The organism is Mesorhizobium sp. M8A.F.Ca.ET.057.01.1.1 (genome assembly GCF_003952565.1).
Classification (GTDB): domain Bacteria; phylum Pseudomonadota; class Alphaproteobacteria; order Rhizobiales; family Rhizobiaceae; genus Mesorhizobium.
Window position 1 is genome coordinate 3,780,039 of sequence record NZ_CP034454.1, and the last position, 21,675, is coordinate 3,801,713.

General features: G+C 63.1%; 22 protein-coding genes and 1 pseudogene. 13 read left to right on the forward strand and 10 right to left on the reverse strand.

Annotated features, from left to right (window positions below):
• Positions 1-82: 82 nt before the first annotated feature.
• Positions 83-1,491: pseudogene (locus tag EJ077_RS17985) on the forward strand (PLP-dependent aminotransferase family protein).
• Positions 1,492-1,568: 77 nt separating this feature from the next.
• On the opposite strand, the gene EJ077_RS17990 reads toward EJ077_RS17985, so the two are convergent.
• Positions 1,569-1,733: a hypothetical protein gene (locus EJ077_RS17990; protein WP_167531216.1), complete on the reverse strand. Its 165-nt coding sequence runs from the start codon at positions 1,731-1,733 to the stop codon at positions 1,569-1,571.
• Between the two features lie 231 nt (positions 1,734-1,964).
• On the opposite strand from EJ077_RS17990, the gene purL reads away from it, so the two are divergent.
• The 6 genes from purL to EJ077_RS18015 all read left to right on the forward strand — a co-directional run bounded on the left by purL (position 1,965) and on the right by EJ077_RS18015 (position 7,041).
• Positions 1,965-4,196, forward strand: coding sequence for a phosphoribosylformylglycinamidine synthase subunit PurL (purL, locus tag EJ077_RS17995; RefSeq protein WP_208695476.1), 2,232 nt, complete (start codon positions 1,965-1,967; stop codon positions 4,194-4,196).
• Positions 4,197-4,216: 20 nt separating this feature from the next.
• A complete protein-coding gene (locus tag EJ077_RS18000; RefSeq protein WP_245458447.1) occupies positions 4,217-4,639 on the forward strand; it encodes a hypothetical protein in 423 nt (140 codons plus the stop codon).
• A complete protein-coding gene (locus tag EJ077_RS32600; protein ID WP_281040176.1) occupies positions 4,636-4,767 on the forward strand; it encodes a hypothetical protein in 132 nt (43 codons plus the stop codon). The genes EJ077_RS18000 and EJ077_RS32600 overlap by 4 nt, the downstream gene beginning before the upstream one ends.
• Before the next feature lie 122 nt (positions 4,768-4,889).
• Complete coding sequence (locus EJ077_RS18005; protein ID WP_208695477.1) at positions 4,890-5,123, forward strand: BolA/IbaG family iron-sulfur metabolism protein; 234 nt, start codon at positions 4,890-4,892, stop codon at positions 5,121-5,123.
• 151 nt (positions 5,124-5,274) lie between these two features.
• Positions 5,275-5,610: a Grx4 family monothiol glutaredoxin gene (gene grxD / locus EJ077_RS18010; RefSeq protein WP_013895877.1), complete on the forward strand. Its 336-nt coding sequence runs from the start codon at positions 5,275-5,277 to the stop codon at positions 5,608-5,610.
• Positions 5,611-5,817: 207 nt separating this feature from the next.
• The gene (locus EJ077_RS18015; RefSeq protein WP_208703033.1) at positions 5,818-7,041 is read left to right on the forward strand and encodes a multidrug effflux MFS transporter; all 1,224 of its coding nucleotides are present in this window, start codon (positions 5,818-5,820) and stop codon (positions 7,039-7,041) included.
• An 18-nt stretch (positions 7,042-7,059) separates the two neighbouring features.
• On the opposite strand, the gene EJ077_RS18020 is transcribed toward EJ077_RS18015, so the two are convergent.
• The 4 genes from EJ077_RS18020 to rpsD form a co-directional block, all read right to left on the reverse strand.
• On the reverse strand, positions 7,060-7,458 hold the full coding sequence (locus tag EJ077_RS18020; RefSeq protein WP_208695478.1) for a cell envelope integrity protein TolA: 399 nt from the start codon (positions 7,456-7,458) through the stop codon (positions 7,060-7,062).
• 70 nt (positions 7,459-7,528) lie between these two features.
• Entirely contained in the window at positions 7,529-8,356 is an 828-nt protein-coding gene (locus tag EJ077_RS18025; RefSeq protein WP_208695479.1) for an inositol monophosphatase family protein, read from the reverse strand.
• Complete coding sequence (gene ttcA / locus EJ077_RS18030; RefSeq protein WP_208695480.1) at positions 8,346-9,233, reverse strand: tRNA 2-thiocytidine(32) synthetase TtcA; 888 nt, start codon at positions 9,231-9,233, stop codon at positions 8,346-8,348. The genes EJ077_RS18025 and ttcA overlap by 11 nt, the downstream gene beginning before the upstream one ends.
• 134 nt (positions 9,234-9,367) lie before the next feature.
• Positions 9,368-9,985 (reverse strand): 30S ribosomal protein S4, encoded by a 618-nt coding sequence (gene rpsD / locus EJ077_RS18035; protein WP_013895883.1) that lies wholly within the window; start codon positions 9,983-9,985, stop codon positions 9,368-9,370.
• A gap of 375 nt (positions 9,986-10,360) precedes the next feature.
• Between rpsD and EJ077_RS18040 the strand changes: the two genes are divergently transcribed.
• A complete protein-coding gene (locus EJ077_RS18040) occupies positions 10,361-10,558 on the forward strand; it encodes a hypothetical protein (RefSeq protein ID WP_199642506.1) in 198 nt (65 codons plus the stop codon).
• An 85-nt stretch (positions 10,559-10,643) separates the two neighbouring features.
• Here EJ077_RS18040 and EJ077_RS18045 read toward each other — a convergent pair whose 3' ends face one another.
• Positions 10,644-10,826: a DUF3008 family protein gene (locus EJ077_RS18045; protein ID WP_015318153.1), complete on the reverse strand. Its 183-nt coding sequence runs from the start codon at positions 10,824-10,826 to the stop codon at positions 10,644-10,646.
• 159 nt (positions 10,827-10,985) lie between these two features.
• On the opposite strand from EJ077_RS18045, the gene EJ077_RS18050 reads away from it, so the two are divergent.
• Positions 10,986-12,368 carry an RNB domain-containing ribonuclease gene (locus EJ077_RS18050; protein WP_208695481.1) on the forward strand — a complete coding sequence of 461 codons (1,383 nt, stop codon included), beginning with the start codon at positions 10,986-10,988 and terminating at the stop codon, positions 12,366-12,368.
• A gap of 21 nt (positions 12,369-12,389) precedes the next feature.
• On the opposite strand, the gene murI is transcribed toward EJ077_RS18050, so the two are convergent.
• The gene (gene murI / locus EJ077_RS18055; RefSeq protein WP_208695482.1) at positions 12,390-13,178 is read right to left on the reverse strand and encodes a glutamate racemase; all 789 of its coding nucleotides are present in this window, start codon (positions 13,176-13,178) and stop codon (positions 12,390-12,392) included.
• Positions 13,171-14,091 carry an RNA methyltransferase gene (locus tag EJ077_RS18060; protein ID WP_208695483.1) on the reverse strand — a complete coding sequence of 307 codons (921 nt, stop codon included), beginning with the start codon at positions 14,089-14,091 and terminating at the stop codon, positions 13,171-13,173. The genes murI and EJ077_RS18060 overlap by 8 nt, the downstream gene beginning before the upstream one ends.
• Between EJ077_RS18060 and EJ077_RS18065 the strand changes: the two genes are divergently transcribed.
• The 3 genes from EJ077_RS18065 to EJ077_RS18075 all read left to right on the forward strand — a co-directional run bounded on the left by EJ077_RS18065 (position 14,090) and on the right by EJ077_RS18075 (position 16,221).
• The gene (locus EJ077_RS18065; protein ID WP_208695484.1) at positions 14,090-14,230 is read left to right on the forward strand and encodes a hypothetical protein; all 141 of its coding nucleotides are present in this window, start codon (positions 14,090-14,092) and stop codon (positions 14,228-14,230) included. The genes EJ077_RS18060 and EJ077_RS18065 overlap by 2 nt on opposite strands.
• A 73-nt stretch (positions 14,231-14,303) precedes the next feature.
• Positions 14,304-15,515 carry an NADP-dependent isocitrate dehydrogenase gene (locus EJ077_RS18070; protein ID WP_208695485.1) on the forward strand — a complete coding sequence of 404 codons (1,212 nt, stop codon included), beginning with the start codon at positions 14,304-14,306 and terminating at the stop codon, positions 15,513-15,515.
• A gap of 79 nt (positions 15,516-15,594) precedes the next feature.
• Positions 15,595-16,221, forward strand: a complete 627-nt coding sequence (locus EJ077_RS18075; RefSeq protein WP_208695486.1) for a glutathione S-transferase family protein — start codon at positions 15,595-15,597, stop codon at positions 16,219-16,221.
• A 114-nt stretch (positions 16,222-16,335) separates the two neighbouring features.
• On the opposite strand, the gene alaS is transcribed toward EJ077_RS18075, so the two are convergent.
• Together alaS and recA are read right to left on the reverse strand one after the other, a co-directional pair.
• Complete coding sequence (gene alaS, locus EJ077_RS18080; protein ID WP_208695487.1) at positions 16,336-19,002, reverse strand: alanine--tRNA ligase; 2,667 nt, start codon at positions 19,000-19,002, stop codon at positions 16,336-16,338.
• A 271-nt stretch (positions 19,003-19,273) separates the two neighbouring features.
• Entirely contained in the window at positions 19,274-20,374 is a 1,101-nt protein-coding gene (recA, locus tag EJ077_RS18085) for a recombinase RecA (RefSeq protein WP_013895892.1), read from the reverse strand.
• 278 nt (positions 20,375-20,652) lie between these two features.
• Between recA and EJ077_RS18090 the strand changes: the two genes are divergently transcribed.
• Complete coding sequence (locus EJ077_RS18090) at positions 20,653-21,597, forward strand: carbohydrate kinase family protein (protein ID WP_208695488.1); 945 nt, start codon at positions 20,653-20,655, stop codon at positions 21,595-21,597.
• The last annotated feature ends 78 nt before the right edge of the window (positions 21,598-21,675 follow it).

Genomic DNA, 21,675 nt, shown 5'->3' on the forward strand with positions numbered 1-21,675 from the left:
AAAATTATCAATTGCACCCTTTTTTGGTGCCCCAGTGATATGTATTGACTCCCGAAACGGTGCAATATAGAAAATTGTCACCATGACAAATTGGATTCCAGATCTCACGGGTTCAGGTCCGCTGTATCAGCGCCTCGCGGATTCCATCGAGGCGGATATCGACCGGGGAGTGATCGGCGCGGGGGCAAAACTGCCGCCACAGCGCGACCTCGCCTACGACATCGGCGCCACTGTCGGCACGGTCGGTCGGGCCTATCAATTGCTGCGTGAGCGCGGCCTCGTCAGTGGCGAGGTCGGACGGGGGACCTATGTGCTCGGCGAAAACATTGCCATTACAAAGCCAGAGGCGCCCGACGCCAGCGTGGAAGGCACGCGTTATGTCGACGCCCCGAGGACAAGCTGCGGTTCGACAGCACGGCAGCCCCCGACATTGGCCAGGGCGCCATTGTCGCCGACGTGCTCTCGCGTGCCGCACAGGACCAGCCGCATGAGATTTCGAGCTACACGCGCGATTTTCCTGATCGCTGGTACGAAGCCGGCGCCCGGTGGCTGTCACGAAACTCCTTCCGGCCAACGACCGATACAATCGTCCCCACCCTCGGCACCCATGCCGCGGTGATGGCCGCTATCGCGGCCCTGACCACGCCCGGCGACTATGTCGCCTTCGAGCACCTCACCTACTCGCAGATTTCCCGCAGCGCCGGCCTGATCGGCCGGCGCACCGCGCTGGTGGCATCGGACGATGAAGGCCTCGATCCGGCGGATTTCGAGCGCGTCTGCGCACAAAAGCACCCCAAGATGGTCTTTCTGATGCCGACGGCGCAGAATCCGACCCTGGTGACCTTATCACCGGCGCGCCGCGAAGCGATCGCGCGTGTCGCCCGTGAATACAACGTCATCCTGATCGAGGATGACCTCTACGGCCATCTGACCGACGACCCGACACCGCTGCTTGCCGAATTTGCGCCCGAACGTACCATCATCGCCGGCGGCCTGTCGAAATCGGTCGCCGCCGGTCTGCGTGGCGGCTGGCTGTCCTGCCCGCCCGCCTATCGCCATCGCATCCGGGTCGCCCACAAGATGATGACCGGCGGCATGCCGTTCCTGTTGGCGGAGGTGAATGCCCGGCTGGTGCTTTCCGGCCAGGCCAGCGAAATCCGCAAACGCAGCATCGCGGAGATCAGCGCCCGCATGTCCATTGTGCGCGAAAGTTTGGCAGGCTTCTCATTCAAATCGCACGACAAAGTTCCGTTCGTCTGGCTCACCCTGCCCGATCCCTGGCTTTCCGGCACGTTCAAGAATGCCTGCCTTGAGCACGGCGTGCTGATCGACGATGAGGATGAGTTCAAGGCGGGGCGCTCGGAGCGGGTCTTCCATGGGGTGCGCTTCGGCGTTTCGCAGCCGAGGCGGCGCGAGGATATTGCTGGCGGCGTCGCGGTGATCAGGCGGCTGCTGGACGAGGGCCGCGCGGGCTACGACAGTTTTTCCTGAACCGTTCGCGGCCACCCGCCTGCTTGCCTCGATATGCCGCCTTGCGAAACCGGGACTTGTCAGATCCGGACCCCGGATCAGCCTTCGGCCTTGAAGTTTTTGGCTTCCTTCTCGGCCTTGTCCTTGCCGTGCTTCTCAGCCAACTCCTTGGCCTGCCGGGGCGAAACGTCGGTGGTCTCCGCGATATGGAGGGCCTCCTTGTCCGAGAGGCGATTGTCGTTCTTGCCTTGCTTGGTAGCCATCGTGAAGTCTCCTGAGTGATAGGGACCTAACGGCTGCCACATCATGGCGTTCCCATTTGACTTTGCTGGGCTGCAATAGCTGGCGGCGTCTTTCGTCGCGTACGAAAGACCCATCGCGATCATCACCCTGTTGCTTTCTGCCTTTTTCCTCCGCCGACGGGTGTATCGGCTGCAAAGCTTGCGATAAGAGGAGACTCAAAATTCCTGCTCCATGGACATAAATCGCCGCCCATGACCATTTCCAATTCCGTACCGATCACGTCAGAGCTCATCGCCGCGCATGGGCTGAAGCCCGACGAATATCAGCGCATCCTCGACCTCGTCGGACGCGAACCGAGCTTTACCGAACTCGGTATCTTCTCCGCGATGTGGAACGAGCACTGCTCCTACAAATCCTCGAAGAAATGGCTGCGCACCTTGCCGACCAAAGGTCCGCAGGTCATCCAGGGCCCGGGCGAGAATGCGGGCGTGGTCGACATCGGCGACGGCGACTGCGTCGTCTTCAAGATGGAAAGCCACAATCACCCGTCCTTCATCGAGCCCTATCAGGGTGCGGCGACCGGCGTCGGCGGCATCTTGCGCGACGTCTTCACCATGGGCGCGCGGCCGATCGCGGCGATGAACGCGCTGCGCTTCGGTGCTCCCGACCATCCCAAGACCAGGCATCTCGTCGCCGGCGTGGTTTCGGGCGTCGGCGGCTACGGCAATTCCTTCGGCGTGCCGACGGTTGGCGGCGAGGTCAATTTCGACGCCCGCTACAACGGCAACATCCTGGTCAACGCCTTCGCCGCAGGCCTTGCCAAGACCAATGCCATTTTCCTGTCCGAAGCCAAGGGCGTCGGCCTGCCTGTCGTCTATCTCGGCGCCAAGACCGGCCGCGACGGTGTCGGTGGCGCCACCATGGCGTCGGCCGAGTTCGACGACAAGATCGACGAGAAGCGCCCGACAGTGCAGGTCGGCGACCCCTTCACCGAAAAATGCCTGTTGGAGGCCTGCCTCGAACTGATGGCATCGGGCGCCGTGATCGCCATCCAGGACATGGGTGCGGCCGGCCTGACCTGTTCTGCCGTTGAAATGGGCGCCAAGGGCGACCTCGGCATCGAGCTCGACCTCGACAAGGTGCCGGTGCGCGAAGAGCGCATGAGCGCCTACGAGATGATGCTGTCGGAAAGCCAGGAGCGCATGCTGATGGTGCTGCGTCCCGAAAAGGAAGAGGAAGCCGAGGCGATCTTCCACAAATGGGGCCTCGACTTCGCCATCGTCGGCAAGACCACCGACGATCTGCGCTTCCGCGTGCGGCACCAGGGCGACGAGGTCGCCGACCTGCCGATCAAGGATCTTGGCGACAAGGCACCGGAATACGATCGCCCGTGGGTCGAGCCGAAGAAGCGGGTGCCGCTTGCCGCCAACGATATCCCGCAGGCCGATGTCGCCGATGCGCTGTTGAAGTTGCTCGGCGGACCGGATCTGTCGTCACGCCGTTGGGTGTGGGAACAGTACGACACGCTGATCCAGGGCAATTCGCTGCAGCTTCCGGGCGGGGATGCCGGCGTGGTGCGGGTCGAGGGCCATCCGACCAAGGCGCTGGCTTTCTCTTCCGACGTGACGCCGCGCTATTGCGAGGCCGACCCTTACGAGGGCGGCAAGCAGGCGGTGGCCGAATGCTGGCGCAACCTGACCGCCACCGGTGCGCTGCCGCTCGCCGCCACCGACAATCTCAATTTCGGCAATCCCGAACGACCCGAGATCATGGGACAACTGGTCGGCGCGGTGAAAGGCATTGGCGATGCCTGCCGGGCGCTCGGCTTCCCGATCGTCTCCGGCAACGTCTCGCTGTACAACGAAACCAACGGCCAGGGCATCCTGCCTACACCGACCATCGGCGGCGTCGGCCTGATATCGGACTGGTCGAAGATGGCGCGGATCGGCTTCGCCGCGGAGGGCCAGATGATCCTGCTGGTCGGGGCGCCCGCCTCCTGGGGCACGCATCTCGGCCAGTCGGCCTATCTCAGGGACATCCACGGCCGCAGCGACGGCCCGCCGCCGCCGGTCCATCTCGAGCACGAAAAGCGGGTCGGCGACCACGTACGCTCGTTGATCGCGTCCGGCATCGTCACGGCGGCGCATGACGTCTCCGACGGCGGCATCGCCGTCGCCCTGGCCGAAATGGCGATGGCGTCGGGCATCGGCGCGACCGTTCCCGGGCTTCTCGGCACCGATCCGATCCCGGTCTGGTTCGGCGAAGACCAGGGCCGCTATCTCCTGACGCTGTCGATCGATCCGCATGGCGATGAATGGGATGCTATCCGCAAGCAGCAGGGTGAACTCGGCATCTTCGCGCCGTGGATCGGCTCGACGGGGGGCAAGGCGCTGAAGCTCGGCGATGCCAGGGCAATTCCGGTCAGCGATCTGACCGCCGCCCATGAAGGCTGGTTCCCCCGCTTCATGGACCAGGCCAGTTGACGAGGGCATGATCCCGAAAAGTGGAAACCGGTTTTCGGAAAAAGATCCTGCTCGATCATAAGAAACTGGCCGTACGGGCGCTGCTTGCAGTCGTCTTCTGGCCGTCGCTGTTCTTCTTCTGGTGCCTCGGGCCGTTCGTCTTCTTCCTGCTGTCAACGACCTCGAGCGAGGTTTGTCCCAGGCTGGAAACACGCGCCGAGTTTCTCGCCGCGGCCAACGATACGCTTCCGATGCTTGTCCTGCAGGACCTCATCTATGGGGTTCCGATCGTTTGCCTGGTGCTTTGGAACCGGCTCCTGCCGGAACCAGCGCGGGCAAGGCACGTCGTTACCTGCATCAAGCTTTTCGCCGTCTCGACTGTTTGGGAGCCTTGTGGGAGTATGGTTCTTCGCTTGTCTGCGATGGTTACGGCCAGCCGTTCTTCTCGCCCGCCTGGCAAATGACCAGCTATCTGCCGATTGCCAACCTGGCGGTCAACATCCCGCTCTACGTGCTGGCCTTCAGCCTCGGCCGAGCCTTTTCGATGCGCGAGGACGAGCCGGCGCAGGGGCCGGGCGAAACCATCACCTGAACACCAACAGAACGGACACTGGATGGAACCGCTTCAATCCGGGCTAGAAAGGCTTTAGGCTTGCCCGACTCTCATCGTACGGGCCGCCGCGCCGCCGCCCTCCCGAAACAGGAATTTCTGCAATGGCAATGGCAGCCCACGATATCGAAAAACTGATCAAGGACGGCATCCCGGACGCTCGCGTGACGATCCGCGACCTCGCCGGCGATGGCGACCATTACGCGGCCGAAGTGGTGGCCGAGAGCTTTCGGGGAAAAAGCCGCGTTCAGCAGCACCAGATGGTGTATGACGCGCTGAAGGGCAATATGGGCGGCGTGCTGCACGCGCTGGCGCTGCAGACCAGCGTTCCCGACTGAGGCATTTCCAGGCGACACGCTTGGCCCAAAACGGCCCATTCTTTGCGCCATTCGGGTGATGGCATGGCTAAAGTCTTGTTTCGGGCAACCTATGGGTTTATTTGAAAGACATGCTTCGAGCCTGACTCCCACAGGCGTGAAAGGATATTCCATGAGCGGTATCAACGACTACATCGACAATGAAGTGAAGGGCAACGACGTCGTCCTTTTCATGAAGGGCACGCCCGGCTTTCCGCAATGCGGGTTTTCCGGCCAGGTCGTCCAGATCCTCGACTATATCGGCGCCGACTACAAAGGCGTGAACGTCCTGGATTCCGCCGAATTGCGCCAGGGCATCAAGGACTATTCCAACTGGCCGACGATCCCGCAGCTCTACGTCAAGGGCGAATTCGTCGGCGGCTGCGATATCATTCGCGAAATGTTCCAGGCCGGCGAATTGCAGACCTTCCTGGTCGAGAAGGGCGTGAGCGTCAAAGGCGCCGCCTGACTTCGATTTGGGGCATGTCGATATCGCATGCCCCGGCCAACGGGGCGGCCCCACCTCGGCAGTTTTACATCCCGGGTTCCGGGATCAGCACGAGCCAATGCGCCGGCCCGCCGGCGCGTTTTCGTTTGAGAGATCGGACTTGCCGTGGACCAGCAGAAATCAGCGCCGCAAGGGGCAAGCACCTTGCCCGGGGCAAGCCAATTGCCCATTCCGCGCTGGGAGTTCATCGCGCTCTGCGCGGCACTGATGGCGCTCAATTCGCTGGCTATCGACATCATGCTGCCGGCGCTGCAGCAGATCGGCGCCTCGCTCGGCGTCGAGAATGAAAACCACAGGCAATATGTGGTCACCGCCTACATACTGGGTTTCGGCGGCGGCCAACTGTTCTTCGGGCCGATCTCGGACCGTTACGGGCGCCGTTCGCCGCTCGTCGCCGGCCTGATCATCTACGTGGCGGCGGCCGCGGCAGCCGCCATCGCGCCGAGCTTCGAGACACTTTTGATGTGCCGCGCCGTGCAAGGCATCGGGGCGGCCGCCACGCGCGTGATCGCGGTCTCGATCGTGCGCGATACATTCGACGGCCGGCGTATGGCCGAAGTCATGTCGTTGATCTTCATGGTGTTCATGGCCATTCCGGTCGTGGCGCCAGGCATCGGCCAGTTCATCATGCTGTTCGCGACCTGGCACTGGATCTTCGTCACCATGGCCGTCGGCGCGCTGATCGTGTCGGCATGGTCGCTGCTGCGCCTGCCCGAGACGCTGCATCCCGAATATCGCCGGCCACTGACGGTCTCCTCCATTGTCGGTGGCTTCCGCATAGTGCTCACCAACCGCATCGCACTCTGCTATGCCTTCGCCAGCACGTTCATCTTCGGCGCCATGTTCGGCTTCATCGCCTCGGCGCAGCAGATCTACGTCAACATCTTCAACGTCGGCGAGCTGTTTCCCGTCATCTTCGCCGGTGTCGCCGGCGTGCTCGCCTTCTCCAATTATCTCAACTCGCGCCTCGTCGGACGTATCGGCATGCGCCGCCTGTCGCAAGGCGCGCTGCTGCTGTTTCTGGTGATCAGCCTAGCCTGGCTCGTGGTTTCACTGGAAACGAAGATGCCGCTCTGGCTGTTCATCAGCTTCTTTGCCGGCGCCATGCTGCCGTTTGGCTGCCTCGGCGCCAATTTCAACGCCTTGGCCATGGAGCCGCTTGGCCAACTGGCCGGCACGGCGTCGTCCATCCTGGGTTTCATGCAGACGTTTCTCGGCGGCATTCTCGGCACGCTGATTGGCCAGGCTTTCAACGGCACGGTGACGCCGCTGGCCGCCGGTTTCTGCAGCGTCTCGGTCGCGGCACTGCTGATGATCCTGATTGCCGAGCGCGGCAAGATGTTCCAGCCGCAGAACGCACCCGTCTCAGGGCACGTTACCGACCTGCACTGACTTGTCGTTTGCGGGTGGTTAGGATGTACCTTCGACCGACGCCGTGAAGCGAGGAGAAAGCATCCGCCCCGCGATTGCTTTGCCCATGCCATCTGAAAAGGGCAATGGCAGGGCGTCGTCGAGCGCCTTGAGGATGGATGCCACGAAGGCCCGGCCGAGCTGGGAATCGGTTCCCAGGTCGGAATAAGTGGCACGAGGCTTGCCGATCAGCGTGCCGTTGCGGCGGAGCGAGAAGCGCAGCGTCAAGGACATGCCCGCGGTTCCTGGCGGCGGCCGCCAGCAAGCATAGATGGCGTCCGACATCTCCTTGATGGTGTCGATGGGATCGGTGCTACGGCAGGGGCGCTCTTGCGAGAGTGCCTCGTTGCAATTCGCAAACAAGATAAGTGCCGCAAAAACCACGAACCGACGTTTCATTCGAGCGCCTCCGCCAAAACGCACCGATTCAAGCCGTACAACCCAGCAGTTCAAGCCACAGGAATTGATCCTATTGCGCCCACAGCTCGCGGCGCAGTTCCTGCCAGCTGTCCTGGTCCGGCGCCACAAGCAGGCCGCCATCGACATGCGACGGCAGATAGGCGCTGCCGTCGATGCGCGCGGCATGGCCGCCGGCTTCCTGGTGGATCAGCACGCCGGGCAGATGATCCCAGGGCATCAGCTTGTTGTAGACGACAAAATGCGCATGTCCGCTGGCCAGCAAGCGATATTCGTGCGCGGCGCAGCGATAGGCGAATTGCGACAGTGCCTTGGTCTGGTTGCGCGCGAGGCGTGAGCGCTCCGGCTCGTCGAGATATTGCCAGGAGACCGCGCCCGTCATTTGCGAGATCGGCACAGGCGCCGCCACATGCACTTTCTCCAGGCTGCCATGGGCATGCCTGATATGGCTGCCGGCGCCCCTGGCGGCGATGAGCCAATCCTTGCCCACCGGATCATGGATGATGCCCGCGACCGTCTCGCCCCTGGCCACCACCGCCAGCATGACGCCGAAGAGCGGTACTCCCGATGCAAAATTGAAGGTGCCGTCCACCGGATCGATGGTGAATGCCAGTTCGGCGTCGCCCAAGCCATCGAGCAGCGCCGGATTGTCGGAACAGGCCTCCTCGCCCACGACCATGGCCGAGGGATAGCGCTCGCGCAGCCTTGCGGTGATCAGCCGCTCGGCGTTGACATCGGCTTCCGTCACCAGATCGGCGGCGGATGTCTTCTGCCTGATATCGCCATCGCCCAATCGGCGAAAGCGCGGCATGATTTCAGCGTGGGCTGCCTCGGCCAGAATCCCGGCCAGCCAGTCGATCGCGGTATCGTCAAATGTCATCGGAAATGTCTTGCCTGATCGCGAGAGTTTCATTGAGGGCGGCGAAATCGAACAGCTTTCGGTCGAGCAAATGCGACGGCCTGGTGTTGGACAGGGCGCGGATCATCGTGTCCTTGCGGCCAGGCAGGCGCTTTTCGATGTCCTCGAGCATCGCCTTCATGGCGTTGCGCTGCAGCCCTTCCTGGCTGCCACAGAGATCGCAAGGGATGATCGGGAACCGCATCGCGGCGGCGAATTTCTCCAGATCGACCTCGGCGCAGTAGCTCAGCGGCCGCAACACCATGACGTCGCCGTCGTCGTTGAGCAGTTTTGGCGGCATGGCGGCAAGCCGGCCTCCGTGGAACAGGTTCATGAAGAAGGTTTCGAGGATGTCCTCGCGATGATGGCCGAGGACCAGCGCCGAGCAGCCCTCCTCGCGGGCGATCCTGTAGAGATGGCCGCGCCGCAGCCGCGAGCAGAGCGAGCAATAGGTGCTGCCTTCGGGAAGCTTGTCGGTGACGACCGAATAGGTGTCTTGATATTCAATGCGGTGCGCGATGCCGTTGGCGTCGAGATAATCGGGCAGGATGTGCTTGGGAAAATTCGGCTGGCCCTGGTCGAGATTGCAGGCCAGCAATTCGACCGGCAGCAGCCCGCGCCATTTCATGTCGAGCAGCAAGGCGAGCAAGCCGTAAGAATCCTTGCCGCCCGACAGCGCGACCAGCCAGCGCTCGCCCGGCTTCACCATCGAAAAGTCCTCGATCGCCTGGCGGGTCTGCCGCAGCAGCCGCTTGCGCAATTTGTTGAACTCGACCGAGGACGGCACCTCGGCGAACAGCGGGTGGGAGCCGCCTTCGGCGGCCGGTTCAAGCGTTTCGATGTCTGGCTGCATGTTCATGGCGCAACGGCCCCGGAATGTGACTTCCGCCCGGATTAACGCATCGGCCGCAAAACCGAAACGGCAAAGCGGACGCCCGAAACAAAAAGGCCGCCTCGAAGGCGGCCTTTCCGATATCGCAGAAAAGCGTTCGCTTAGCGCGAATAGAATTCGACGACCAGGTTCGGTTCCATCTGCACGGCGAACGGAACGTCCGCCAGGCCGGGGATGCGCGAGAAGGTCGCGACCATCTTGTTGTGATCGGCTTCGATGTAGTCCGGCACGTCGCGCTCGGCGAGGCCAACCGATTCCAGGACGATGACCAGCTGCTTCGACTTTTCGCGCACTTCGACGACATCGCCCGGCTTGCAGCGGTACGAGCCGATGTTGACGCGCTTGCCGTTGACGTTGACGTGGCCGTGGTTGACGAACTGGCGGGCGGCGAAGATGGTCGGCACGAACTTGGCGCGGTAGACGACCGCGTCGAGACGCGATTCGAGCAGGCCGATCAGGTTCTCCGAGGTGTCGCCCTTGCGGCGGTCGGCCTCTTCATAGACCTTGCGGAACTGCTTTTCCGAAACGTCGCCATAGTGACCCTTGAGCTTCTGCTTGGCGCGCAGCTGCAGACCGAAGTCGGAAAGCTTGCCCTTGCGGCGCTGGCCATGCTGGCCGGGGCCGTATTCACGCTTGTTGACCGGGGACTTTGGACGGCCCCAGATGTTTTCGCCGAGACGGCGGTCGATCTTGTATTTCGCGGATTCGCGCTTGCTCATCGCATTCCCTTTTCAAAACAACACACCCGGCACCTCATGGTCCGGGTGAAGGAAACGCGCCCTCCTCTGGCCTCCGTTTTCGAGACCTGACAGGGTTTTCCCACGCAACGCGGCGGAAAACCCACGGGACACGTCAGTTCAAACAAGATCAGGAACAGCTATCGTGACAGATCTTGCGTATACAAAACAATCACCGGACTTCGCTGCCCGGCGTTGGCGGCTGATTAAACCGAGATTTAACCGGTGTCAAGTTCGTGAGTGGCGCGGCGCGGGGCAACCGTATAGCGTTCGGGGCGTTGATGCGATGCCGGATGTGGCGGGAGGTTTTGCGCCAGCGGCACCAGGAAGGGACTGGAGCTAGAGGAGCCTAATTGCATGAAGAAGTTTTTCCTTGCCCTGGCAGGCGCCGCGGTGCTTGCAGGATCGATGGCGGTTGCCCCGGAGCCGGCCATGGCGCGCCATTGGCACGGCCATAAGCAGGTCTGCCGGGTTATCGTCAAAAAGAGAGTGGTGTGGCGGCATGGTCATCGCAGGGTGATCGTCGAGAGAATACGGCGCTGCCACCGCTGGTAGGCTGTTCAACACAACAATCCCAAGGGCCAGCGAATGTCGCTGGCCCTTTTTCATTCCAAGGTAGTCGCGCTCGAAGCGCTCAATCCTAGGATTTTTTCTCAGGTAGTCCCTTGCGCTTCGTCTCGGCGAATTCCTCGAGCTGCTTTTCATTCATCGATTCATACATGCCCTTCGAAGCGCCTTTGAGCTCGCTTTTCTTGGTCTCGCCGCGTTTGGCGGAGAGTGCGGCGCCGGCGGCCTTCTGCTGGGCTTTCGAGGTGGCTGGCATGGCGGGGTCTCCTTTGCTGTCAGGAGAAACGCCGCGCTGCGGTGGCGGTTCCAGCGCCACTGGCTCATTCCCGATCCGCTCGGCGCCAGCCGGTGGCCGCCCTTGGCGATTTTCGACGGCTGCCTTCCCGTGTCCGGGCCCCCAGTGTAGGACGGCTGAATGAAATCTCTGACCGATCCCTCACAGGCTCTCTCCACTGGCCTGGCGAAAATCCGCACCGAATTGCACGTGCCGGATGGATTTCCGGTTGATGTCGTGACCGCGGCTGAGGCGGCGGCCAAACGCGTCCCCGACCAGCATGCCGATCGAAGGGCGATGCCCTTCGTCACGCTCGATCCGGCTGCCTCCACCGATCTTGATCAAGCGTTCTCGATCGAGGCGAGCGGCAGTGATCTTCTGCTGCATTATGCCATTGCCGACGTGGCCTGGTTCGTCGAGGACGGCGACGCAATAGATCTCGAAGCCTGGACGCGGGGCGAGACGCTTTACCTGCCGGACGGCAAGGCAGGGCTCTACCCGCCGGTGATTGCAGAGAAGGCAGCAAGCCTGTTGCCGGATGGACCGCGTCCCTCCGTCATCTTAACGGTTCGGGTCGCGCCCGACGGCGCGGTGAAGCTGGACGGCGCGGAGCGGGCAATCATTCAAAGCCGCGCCAAGCTCGCCTATGACAGCGTGAAGGCTTCCGACGTTCCGACCGGCTTTGCCGAAATGGCGCGGCGCATGGCAATGAACGAAAAGCGTCGCGGCGCTTCCCGCGTCGATCCACCCGTGCAGGAGGTGGAACGGCTCGCCGACGGCACATACCGGCTTGCCTTCAGACCGCTGCTGCAATCCGAGCAGGACAACGCAGCGCTTTCGCTGGCCGCCAACATGGCGATTGCCGATGCCATGCTTGCGCATCACACCGGTTTGTTCCGGGTGATGTCGGGGCCGGATGCGTTCAAGGTTCAAAGACTGCGCAACGCGGCACAGGCTCTCGGGCTGTCCTGGCCGGCCTCCACCGGTTTGCGAGACTATCAGCGAACCCTCGATCCCACCGATCCGCGACAAGCAGCGTTGATGCTGGAAATCCGCCATGCAAGCCCCGGCGCGTCCTACCAGCCCTATCAGGACGGCGTTGTCCCGTGGCATGAAGCCATGGCCGCGACCTATGCCCATGCGACAGCGCCGCTTAGGCGACTTGCCGACCGCTATGTCGTGCGTTGCGTGCTGGCGATCGCCAACGGCCAGCCCGTGCCCCAGGCCGTCACCGATGCGTTCGCCAGGTTGCCGAGGGCGATGGGACGTGCCGATAGCCGCGCTTCGCAGATCAACCATGCGGCCATCGACCTTGCCGAGGCGGTCATGCTGGAGGGGCGCGAGGGTGAGACGTTCAAAGCCGTCGTCACCGACGTCGTCGACCATGGCGTGCGCGTTCAGCTTGCCGACATGCCTGTCGTTGCCAACGTAAAAGCCCCGGGGCTCAGACAGGGCGAAAATCTGAAGCTAAGGCTGGTCCTGGCTGATCCGGATCAACGCAGCATCGTCTTCGAACCTGTTTGACAGGCAGGCGTTACCCACCTTCTAGCGCACGGTCAGTCCAAAGCCCTGCATCAGGCGGCTGACGGCGAAATCCGCGTTGCCCGAGGTGAAGACCGCTATATCGGGCTCGCCTTGCGGCGGCACCCCATCGATGGGCGGCAGCAGCGAAAGCGCTCGCCGTGCGATCGCCTCGGCTGGATCGATCCAGTCGACCGGCCAAGGCGCGGTCTTGCGCATGCGATTGACCAGAAACGGATAGTGCGTGCAGGCCAGCACGACGATATCGGTACGCATGCCGTCGCGCTCGATGAAGCATGGCGCGATCTCGGCGCGTACGGCCTCCTCGTCGACGAAGCCCTCGCGCATATAGGCTTCGGACAGGCCCGCCAGCCTGTCGCTGCCGACCAGCCGGACATGGCATTTCTGCGCCCATTTGCTGATCAGGTCGCGCGTGTATTGGCGTTTCACCGTGCCTGGCGTCGCCAGCACCGAGACCAGGCCGGAGCGCGTGCGCTCCGCCGCCGGCTTGACCGCAGGCACGGTGCCGACGAAGGGATGGCCGGGAAATCTCTCGCGCAGCGCGTCGATCACCAGCGTCGAGGCGGTGTTGCAGGCAATGACCGAAATCGCCGGCGCGAAGCGGTCGAGCAATCTGGCGAACAGGTCGAGTATATGGGTCCGCAGCGCCGGCTCTTCCCAGGCGCCAAAAGGAAAAGCGGCATCGTCGGCGACATAGATGAAGCGCCGGTCGGGCATCAGGACGCGTGCCTCGCGCAACACGGTGAGCCCGCCGACGCCGGAATCGAACATCAGGATCGGCTGCTCAGTCATTGTCGGTTCCCTTGCCGCCGACCGGCGGCGTGTCCGCGTCGTCGCCGCTAGCGTCCGGCAGATGGCCGGCAGCCTCCGCCTTGCGGGCGCGCGCGGCGGCGGCAGGCAAACGCCGGGGATCGTCGCCCGGTGACCCATCGCCGCGCGGCATCGCCGGTGAGAACCGGTCGAGCGACGAGATGATACCGCGCAACACCTTGAGCTCCGGTTCGGCGAAGCCGGCCCGCGTCAGCACGGCGCGCAGATTGTCGACCATTTTCGGCTTCTTCGGCGCCGGTCGAAAATATCCGCGCGCTTCCAATGCGCCCTCCAGATAGGCGAACAGGCCGTGCAATTCTTCCTTGCTTGCAGGCTTCATCTCCGGCCCCGAAAAATTGGTCCTGGTTTCGTCCTCCAGGCCCGATTTCATCCATTCATAGGACATCAGCAAGGCCGCCTGGGCGATGTTGAGCGAGGAAAAATCTGGGTCGACCGGGAAAGTGACGATTTCGTCGGCGAGGCCAACCTCGTCATTGTAGAGACCGAAGCGTTCGCGTCCGAACAGGATGCCGGTGCGCTGCCCCATTGCGTGACGGGCACGGAGCATCCTGCCCGCTTCCACTGGGCCACGCACGGATTTGAAGCCGTCGCGCTGCCTGGCGGTGGTGGCGAAGACGAAGTTCAGGTCGGCGAGAGCCGAGGCCAGATCCTCGTAAACGGTGACGGCGTCGATGACATGGTCGGCCCGGCTGGCGGCGGCGCGCGCCTTCTCGCTCGGCCAGCCGTCGCGCGGGTTGACAAGGCGCAACTCGACCAAGCCGAAGTTGGCCATGGCGCGGGCGACCATGCCGATATTCTCGCCAAGCTGCGGCTCGACCAGGATGATCGCCGGGCCGGCGGCTGCGGGACTGTCGGGGGCTTTGGTGATGGGCATGATCGTCAATGAACTGCTGTTTGCGGCATTTCAGCGTCCCCTGCCATATTCGGCCGCGAAAATGAAGCATTCGCAAATGGTGGCGGCCATACCTCACATTCGTGACCGATCGGCGTTTGCGTGGCCAAAAGCGCTTTGATATACGGGCGGCATCCCCGGCCAATGCCACGCGGGCAAGGCCGTCCCAATCCCAGCAACGAGGCATTCTTTCCATGGCGAAGATCAAGGTGGCGAACCCGGTCGTCGAACTCGACGGCGACGAGATGACCCGCATCATCTGGCAGTTCATCAAGGACAAGCTGATCCACCCTTATCTCGACCTCAAGCTCGAATATTACGACCTCGGCATCGAGCACCGCGACGCAACCAACGACCAGGTGACGATCGATTCGGCCAATGCCATCAAGAAATACGGCGTCGGCGTGAAATGCGCGACCATCACCCCCGACGAGCAGCGCGTCGAGGAATTCAAGCTGAAGAAGATGTGGAAGTCGCCCAACGGCACCATCCGAAACATCCTCGGCGGCACCATCTTCCGCGAGCCGATCATCATGAAGAACGTGCCGCGACTGGTACCCGGCTGGACCAAGCCGATCATCGTCGGCCGTCACGCCTTCGGCGACCAGTACCGCGCCACCGATTTCCGTTTCCCCGGCAAGGGCAAGCTGACGATCAAGTTCGTCGGCGAGGACGGCCAGGTGATCGAGCACGACGTGTTCGACGCGCCCGGCGCCGGGGTCGCCATGGCCATGTACAATCTCGACGAGTCGATCCGCGAATTCGCCCGGGCGTCGCTGAATTACGGCCTGCTGCGCAACTATCCGGTCTACCTGTCGACCAAGAACACCATCCTCAAGGCCTATGACGGCCGCTTCAAGGATATCTTCCAGGAGGTCTACGAGGCTGAATTCGAGGCCGAGTTCAAGTCGAAGAAGCTGTGGTACGAACACCGCCTGATCGACGACATGGTGGCGTCGAGCCTGAAATGGTCGGGCGGCTATGTCTGGGCCTGCAAGAACTATGACGGCGATGTCCAGTCCGACACGGTGGCGCAGGGTTTCGGTTCGCTCGGCCTGATGACCTCGGTGTTGATGACGCCGGACGGCAAGACGGTGGAAGCGGAAGCCGCGCACGGCACCGTCACCCGCCACTACCGCCAGCACCAGAAGGGCGAGGAAACCTCGACCAATTCGATCGCTTCGATCTTCGCCTGGACGCGCGGCCTCGCGCACCGCGCCAAGCTCGACGACAATTCCGAGCTGAAGCGTTTTGCCGAGACGCTGGAAAAGGTCTGCATCCAGACCGTCGAGTCCGGCTTCATGACCAAGGACCTGTCGCTCCTGATCGGCCCCGACCAGCCCTGGCTCTCCACCACCGGCTTCCTCGACAAGATCGACGAGAATTTGCAGAAGGCGATGGCGTAAGTACCCGCGGTTCCAAATGCCGAAGGCTCCGAAAGGAGCCTTCGCTTTTTAGGGCCGGCGCATGCGAAGGGCTGACAGCATGACCAAGCCAATCCTCTACGGCGCGGACTACAGTGTGTATGTGCGCATCGCGCGGATGGCGCTGGAGGAGAAAGGCATCGACTACGAGCTGGTGCCGCTCGACATCTTCGCCGCCGATGGCATCCCGGCTTGGTATCTCGAACATCACCCGTTCGGCCGCATCCCGGCCTTCGAACACGACGGGTTCCGGCTCTTCGAGACGAATGCGATCGCACGCTATGTCGACGAAGCTTTCGACGGTCCGGCGCTGCAGCCGGCCGATGCGCGGGGCCGTGCCAGAATGGGCCAGATGACAGGCATGCTCGATGCCTATGGCTACACATCGATGGTCTGGGATGTTGCCGTCGAGCGGCTGGAGAAGGAGGCGCCCGACGAGCGCCTGATCGCCAGCGGGCTGCGCCAGGCCGAAACGGTGCTCGGGGTGCTGACGTCGCTGAAGGCACAAGGGCCTTGGCTGTTTGGTGATCAGCTGACGCTGGCCGACCTGCACGCGGCGCCGATGATTGGCTATTTCGTCAAGGTCATCGAGGGGCGCGATTTGCTGGCGCGGTTTGCACGCGTCCAGGAGTGGTATGCGCGCGTGGCTGCCCGCCCAAGCTTTGCCCGCACCGAAAAGGTTGGTTGACAAGTATCGGGATAACCGTGGGACAGCGCCCCTCTGTCCAGCAGGACAGAGGCAGGCGCTGTCCTGCCAGCCTCGGATTAACTCGTTGGCATGGCTAGCGCCTGCGTAAATTCGCTAAGCGGCCTCCAGCGCCGCCTTGACCGCGGCGATCGCATCATTGGCCTTCGAGGCATCCGGTCCGCCGGCCTGGGCCATGTCAGGACGGCCGCCGCCGCCCTGCCCGCCCAATGCGGCCGAGGCCACGCGCACCAGGTCGACGGCGCTGAAGCGGCTGACGAGATCATCGGTGACGGCGACCACGACGCTCGCCTTGTTGTCCTCGCCGGCGCCAACGAACACAACGACGCCAGAGCCCAACGAAGTCTTGCCGGCGTCGGCCAGCGGCTTCAGGTCCTTCGGCGAGACGCCTGAAACCGCCTTGCCGAGGAAGCCGACGCCAGCCACGATCTCGTTGGCGGCCGGGGCATCGGCAGGCGACCCGCCGCCCAGCGCCAGCTTCTTGCGCGCTTCGGTCAGGTCCTTCTCGAGCTTCTTGCGCTCTTCGAGCAGTGCTTCGACACGGGCTGGCACATCCGCCGGCGAGATCTTCAGCGTGGCGGCGGCCGCCTTCAGCCGCCTATCCTGCTCGTCGAGATGTTTGCGCGCGGCTTCGCCGGTCAACGCCTCGATGCGGCGCACGCCTGCGGCAACCGCACCGTCCGAGACGATGCGCACCAGGCCGATATCGCCGGTCGCCCTGACATGCGTGCCGCCGCAAAGCTCGACCGAGTAGGGCCGGTTGGCCTTGGCGCCATGCAGGCCGGTACCCATCGACACGACGCGCACCTCGTCGCCATACTTCTCGCCGAACAGCGCCATGGCGCCTTCGGCGATGGCGTCGTCGACCGACATCAGGCGCGTGGTCACCGGGCTGTTCTGGACGACGATCTCGTTGGCCATGCGCTCGACCTCTTCGAGCTCCTCGGCTGAAATCGGCTTGTTGTGCGAGATATCGAAGCGCAGACGCTCCGGCGCGACCAGCGAGCCTTTTTGCGCGACATGGGTGCCAAGCACCTCGCGCAGCGCCTCATGGATCAGATGCGTCGCGGAGTGGTTGGCGCGCAGCCTGGAACGCCTGGCATGATCGACCTTCAGTTCGACCGCGGCCCCCGTCATGACCGTGCCTGCGACCACCTTGCCGAGATGCACGAACAGACCATCGGCCTTTTTCTGCGTATCGGAGATCTCGACCGAGAACCCCTCACCCGAGATGACGCCGGTGTCGCCCATCTGGCCGCCGGATTCGCCATAGAACGGCGTCTGGTTGACGACCACGGCGACCGCATCGCCCTTGGCGGCGCTGTCGACGGTCTTGCCGTCCTTGACCAGCGCCTGAATGAGGCCTTCGGCCTGCTCGGTTTCGTAGCCGAGGAATTCGGTGGCGCCCGTCTTTTCACGCACGGAGAACCAAACCGTCTCGGTGGCGGCCTCGCCGGACCCGGCCCAGTGCTTACGCGCCTCCGCCTTTTGCTGCTCCATCGCGTTGGTGAACCCAGCAAGATCGACCGAGATGCTGCGCTGCCGCAGCGCGTCCTGCGTCAGGTCGAGCGGGAAGCCATAAGTGTCGTAGAGCTTGAATGCCGTCTCGCCATCCAGCATGTCGCCGGCGCCGAGCTTCTCCGTCGCCTCGGACAGCAGCCCGAGGCCGCGCACCAGTGTCTTGCGGAAGCGGGTCTCTTCGAGTTTCAGGGTCTCGGTAATCATCGTTTCGCCGCGGACCAGTTCCGGATAGGCCTGGCCCATCTCGCGCACCAGGGCCGGCACCAGTTTCCACATCAACGGATCGCGGGCGCCGAGCAGCTGCGCATGGCGCATGGCGCGGCGCATGATCCGGCGCAGCACATAGCCGCGGCCTTCATTCGAGGGCAGCACGCCGTCGGCAACCAGGAAGGAGGATGAGCGCAGGTGATCGGCAATGACGCGGTAGGACGCAACCGTCTCCGCGTCGGGCGCGCGCCCAAGCGCGGAGGACGCCGCATCGATCAGATGACGGAACAGGTCGGTTTCGAAGACGCTATCCACCCCCTGCAGGATGGAGGCCATGCGCTCCAGACCCATGCCGGTGTCGATCGACGGGCGCGGCAGGTCGACGCGCTCCTCTTTCGTCACCTGCTCGTACTGCATGAACACCAGGTTCCAGAATTCGAGGAACCGGTCGCCGTCCTCCTCGGGACTGCCCGGAGGGCCGCCCCAGATGTGCTCGCCACGGTCGATGAAGATTTCCGAGCAGGGGCCGCACGGTCCCGTGTCGCCCATCGCCCAGAAATTGTCCGAGGTTGCGATCCGGATGATGCGATCGTCGGAGAAACCGGCGATCTTCTTCCAGAAGCCGGCCGCCTCGTCGTCCGTGTGGTAGACGGTGACCAGCAGCTTGTCCTTCTTCAGCCCGAACTCCCTGGTGATGAGGTTCCAGGCAAGCTCAATGGCGCGCTCCTTGAAATAGTCGCCGAAGGAAAAATTGCCGAGCATCTCGAAGAAGGTCAGGTGGCGCGCGGTATAGCCGACATTGTCGAGATCGTTGTGCTTGCCACCGGCGCGAACGCTTTTCTGGGCCGTGGTGGCACGCGAATAAGGCCGCTTCTCCAAGCCGGTGAAGACGTTCTTGAACTGCACCATGCCGGCATTGGTGAACATCAAGGTAGGATCGTTGCGCGGCACGAGTGGGCTCGAGGCAACGGCCTCGTGGCCTTCCTTGCGGAAATAGTCGAGAAAGGTCGACCGGATCTCGTTCACGCCACTCATGGATACTGCCTTTTCAAGAGAGCCGCCGGCCGGACCGGCGGGAGATGGCTCAGTGTTTTCTAGAAGATGGAGTTGGCCTTTTAGCCGTAGCTCTTGACCCTGTCCAGAAACACGAAATTGGGCCAATTCACGCTTCGCACCGGCATTTGCGCGGGCACGCAAACGAAAACCGCCGGCGCGAAGGCCGGCGGTTTTGAACGCGGTACTAAAGAACTCTGTTACTTAAGCATCGGAAAATAGGCTGGATTTATGGCCAAACTCTGGCGCTGCCCTACATGGCGCCGGCTTCGTCCTCAAAACCGTCGTCGCCATTGCCCTCTGAGCCACCATTCTCGAGGAATTTTTCGGCGATCAGTCCGGCATTCTGCCTGAGCGCCAGTTCTATCTCGCGCGCGGTGTCGGGATTGTCGCGCAGGAACAGTTTCGCATTCTCGCGGCCCTGGCCGAGACGCTGCGAATTGTAGGAGAACCAGGCGCCTGACTTCTCGACCACGCCGGCCTTGACGCCGAGATCGACCAGTTCGCCGGTCTTGGAGACGCCCTCGCCATACATGATGTCGAATTCGACCACCTTGAAGGGTGGCGCCAGCTTGTTCTTGACCACCTTGACGCGGGTCTGGTTGCCGACGACTTCGTCGCGATCCTTGACCGAGCCGATACGGCGGATGTCGAGGCGTACGGAAGCATAGAATTTCAGCGCATTGCCGCCGGTCGTCGTTTCGGGCGAGCCGAACATGACGCCGATCTTCATGCGGATCTGGTTGATGAAGATGACCATGGTGTTGGAGCGCGAGATCGAAGCGGTCAGCTTGCGTAGCGCCTGGCTCATCAGGCGGGCCTGCAGGCCGGGCAGCGAATCGCCCATCTCGCCCTCGATTTCGGCGCGCGGCGTCAGCGCCGCCACCGAATCGACCACCAGCACGTCGATGGCACCGGAACGCACCAGCGTGTCGCAGATCTCCAGCGCCTGCTCGCCGGTGTCGGGCTGTGAGATCAGCAGGTTTTCGAGATCGACACCGAGCTTGCGGGCATAGACCGGATCGAGCGCGTGTTCGGCATCGACGAAGGCGCAGATGCCGCCCTTCTTCTGGGCCTCGGCCACGGTATGCAGGGCCAGCGTCGTCTTGCCCGAGCTTTCCGGCCCGTAGATCTCGATGATGCGGCCGCGCGGCAGGCCACCGACGCCGAGCGCGATGTCGAGGCCGAGCGAACCGGTCGGCACCGTTTCGATCTCGACGACCTGCTCGTTGGCGCCGAGCCGCATGATCGAGCCCTTGCCGAAAGCCCGCTCGATTTGCGACAGCGCCGCATCCAGAGCCTTTGATTTGTCCACTGCCTTATCCTCTACCAGCCGCAAAGAATTCTGAGCCATGATACATCACCCCTTGGTCGTCAATGAAGGCCGGACAATCCGTAATCCCTGGCATTTTGTACCTTTTTGTTCTCATTTGGCAAGGGGTGACAACCAATTGAAAACAATAGATATCGGGATTTGTTCTTTTTTTGTCTTGCCAAGCCGGTCAGGAACTGGCTCCGCATTGGGCCAGCCGGCCCCAGCATTCCCCCGGCCGAATCGCCGTCTTGCGTGCGAAGCTCTGTCGCGCACTCTAGCGCTTGTGCGGCTACAACAACAAAGGTCATATCGCCGCCATGGTGAATTCAGTGAAGATACTGGCCCTGGGCGGCGCCCATATCGACCGGCGTGGCCAGGTGTCCGGTCCTTACGTGCCGGCCGCCTCCAATCCCGGCACGATGCGCGAGGATGTCGGCGGTGGCGTCTTCAACGCCCTGCGCGGCATGGTGCGGCGCGGCCTCTCCGCGTCCCTGCTTTCGGTGCGCGGCGGCGATGCGGCGGGCGATACGGTTTCACGGGCCATCGCCGAGGCAGGCATCGCCGATCTGTCGGCGGTATTCCTCGATCGTACCACGCCGAGCTACACGGCTCTGATCGACCGCGAGGGCGAATTGATCGTCGGCTTTGCCGATATGGCGCTGTACGACCTGGCCTTTCCCAAACAGATCAGGCGTTCCAAGATCCGCCGGGAGGTAGCCGCCGCCGATGCCATCCTGTGCGACGCCAATCTGCCGTCGGCCGCATTGGAAGGGTTGCTGTCGCTCGCCGCCGGCAAACCGGTTTTCGCCATCGCGATTTCGCCGGCCAAGGTGACGCGGCTGATACCGGTGCTCGGCGGGCTGGCTCAGCTCTTCATGAACCGGCGGGAGGCCGTTGTGCTGGCTGGGGTCAATCCAAACGCTGCCGAGCGGGAGATGATCGACGGGTTGCGATGCAGCGGCCTTGCCAGCGGCGTGGTCACGGCAGGCAGTGGCCCTGTGCTGGGTTTCGACAGCACAGGCGCTTTTTCGATCCTGCCGCCAGCTCCCAGAGAAGTCGCCGATGTCACCGGCGCCGGCGACGCGCTCGCGGGTGCGACGGTCGCGGCGCTGCTGCGCGGCCTGCCGCTGCACCAGGCCCTGCGCGAAGGTGTCGCGGCGGCGACGCTGACCATCGAGAGCGCCAATGCGGTGCCCGAATTCTCCCCGGCGAGCTTCGCGGAAGCGCTGGCCCTTGTGCCGGATGCCAGGGAAGTGGCATGAGACCGGGAAATTCATAACGCCGCAGCGAAGCTTACGCTTTCCTGATGGATGCGCCGCATTCCGGATCGGAGATCAGAA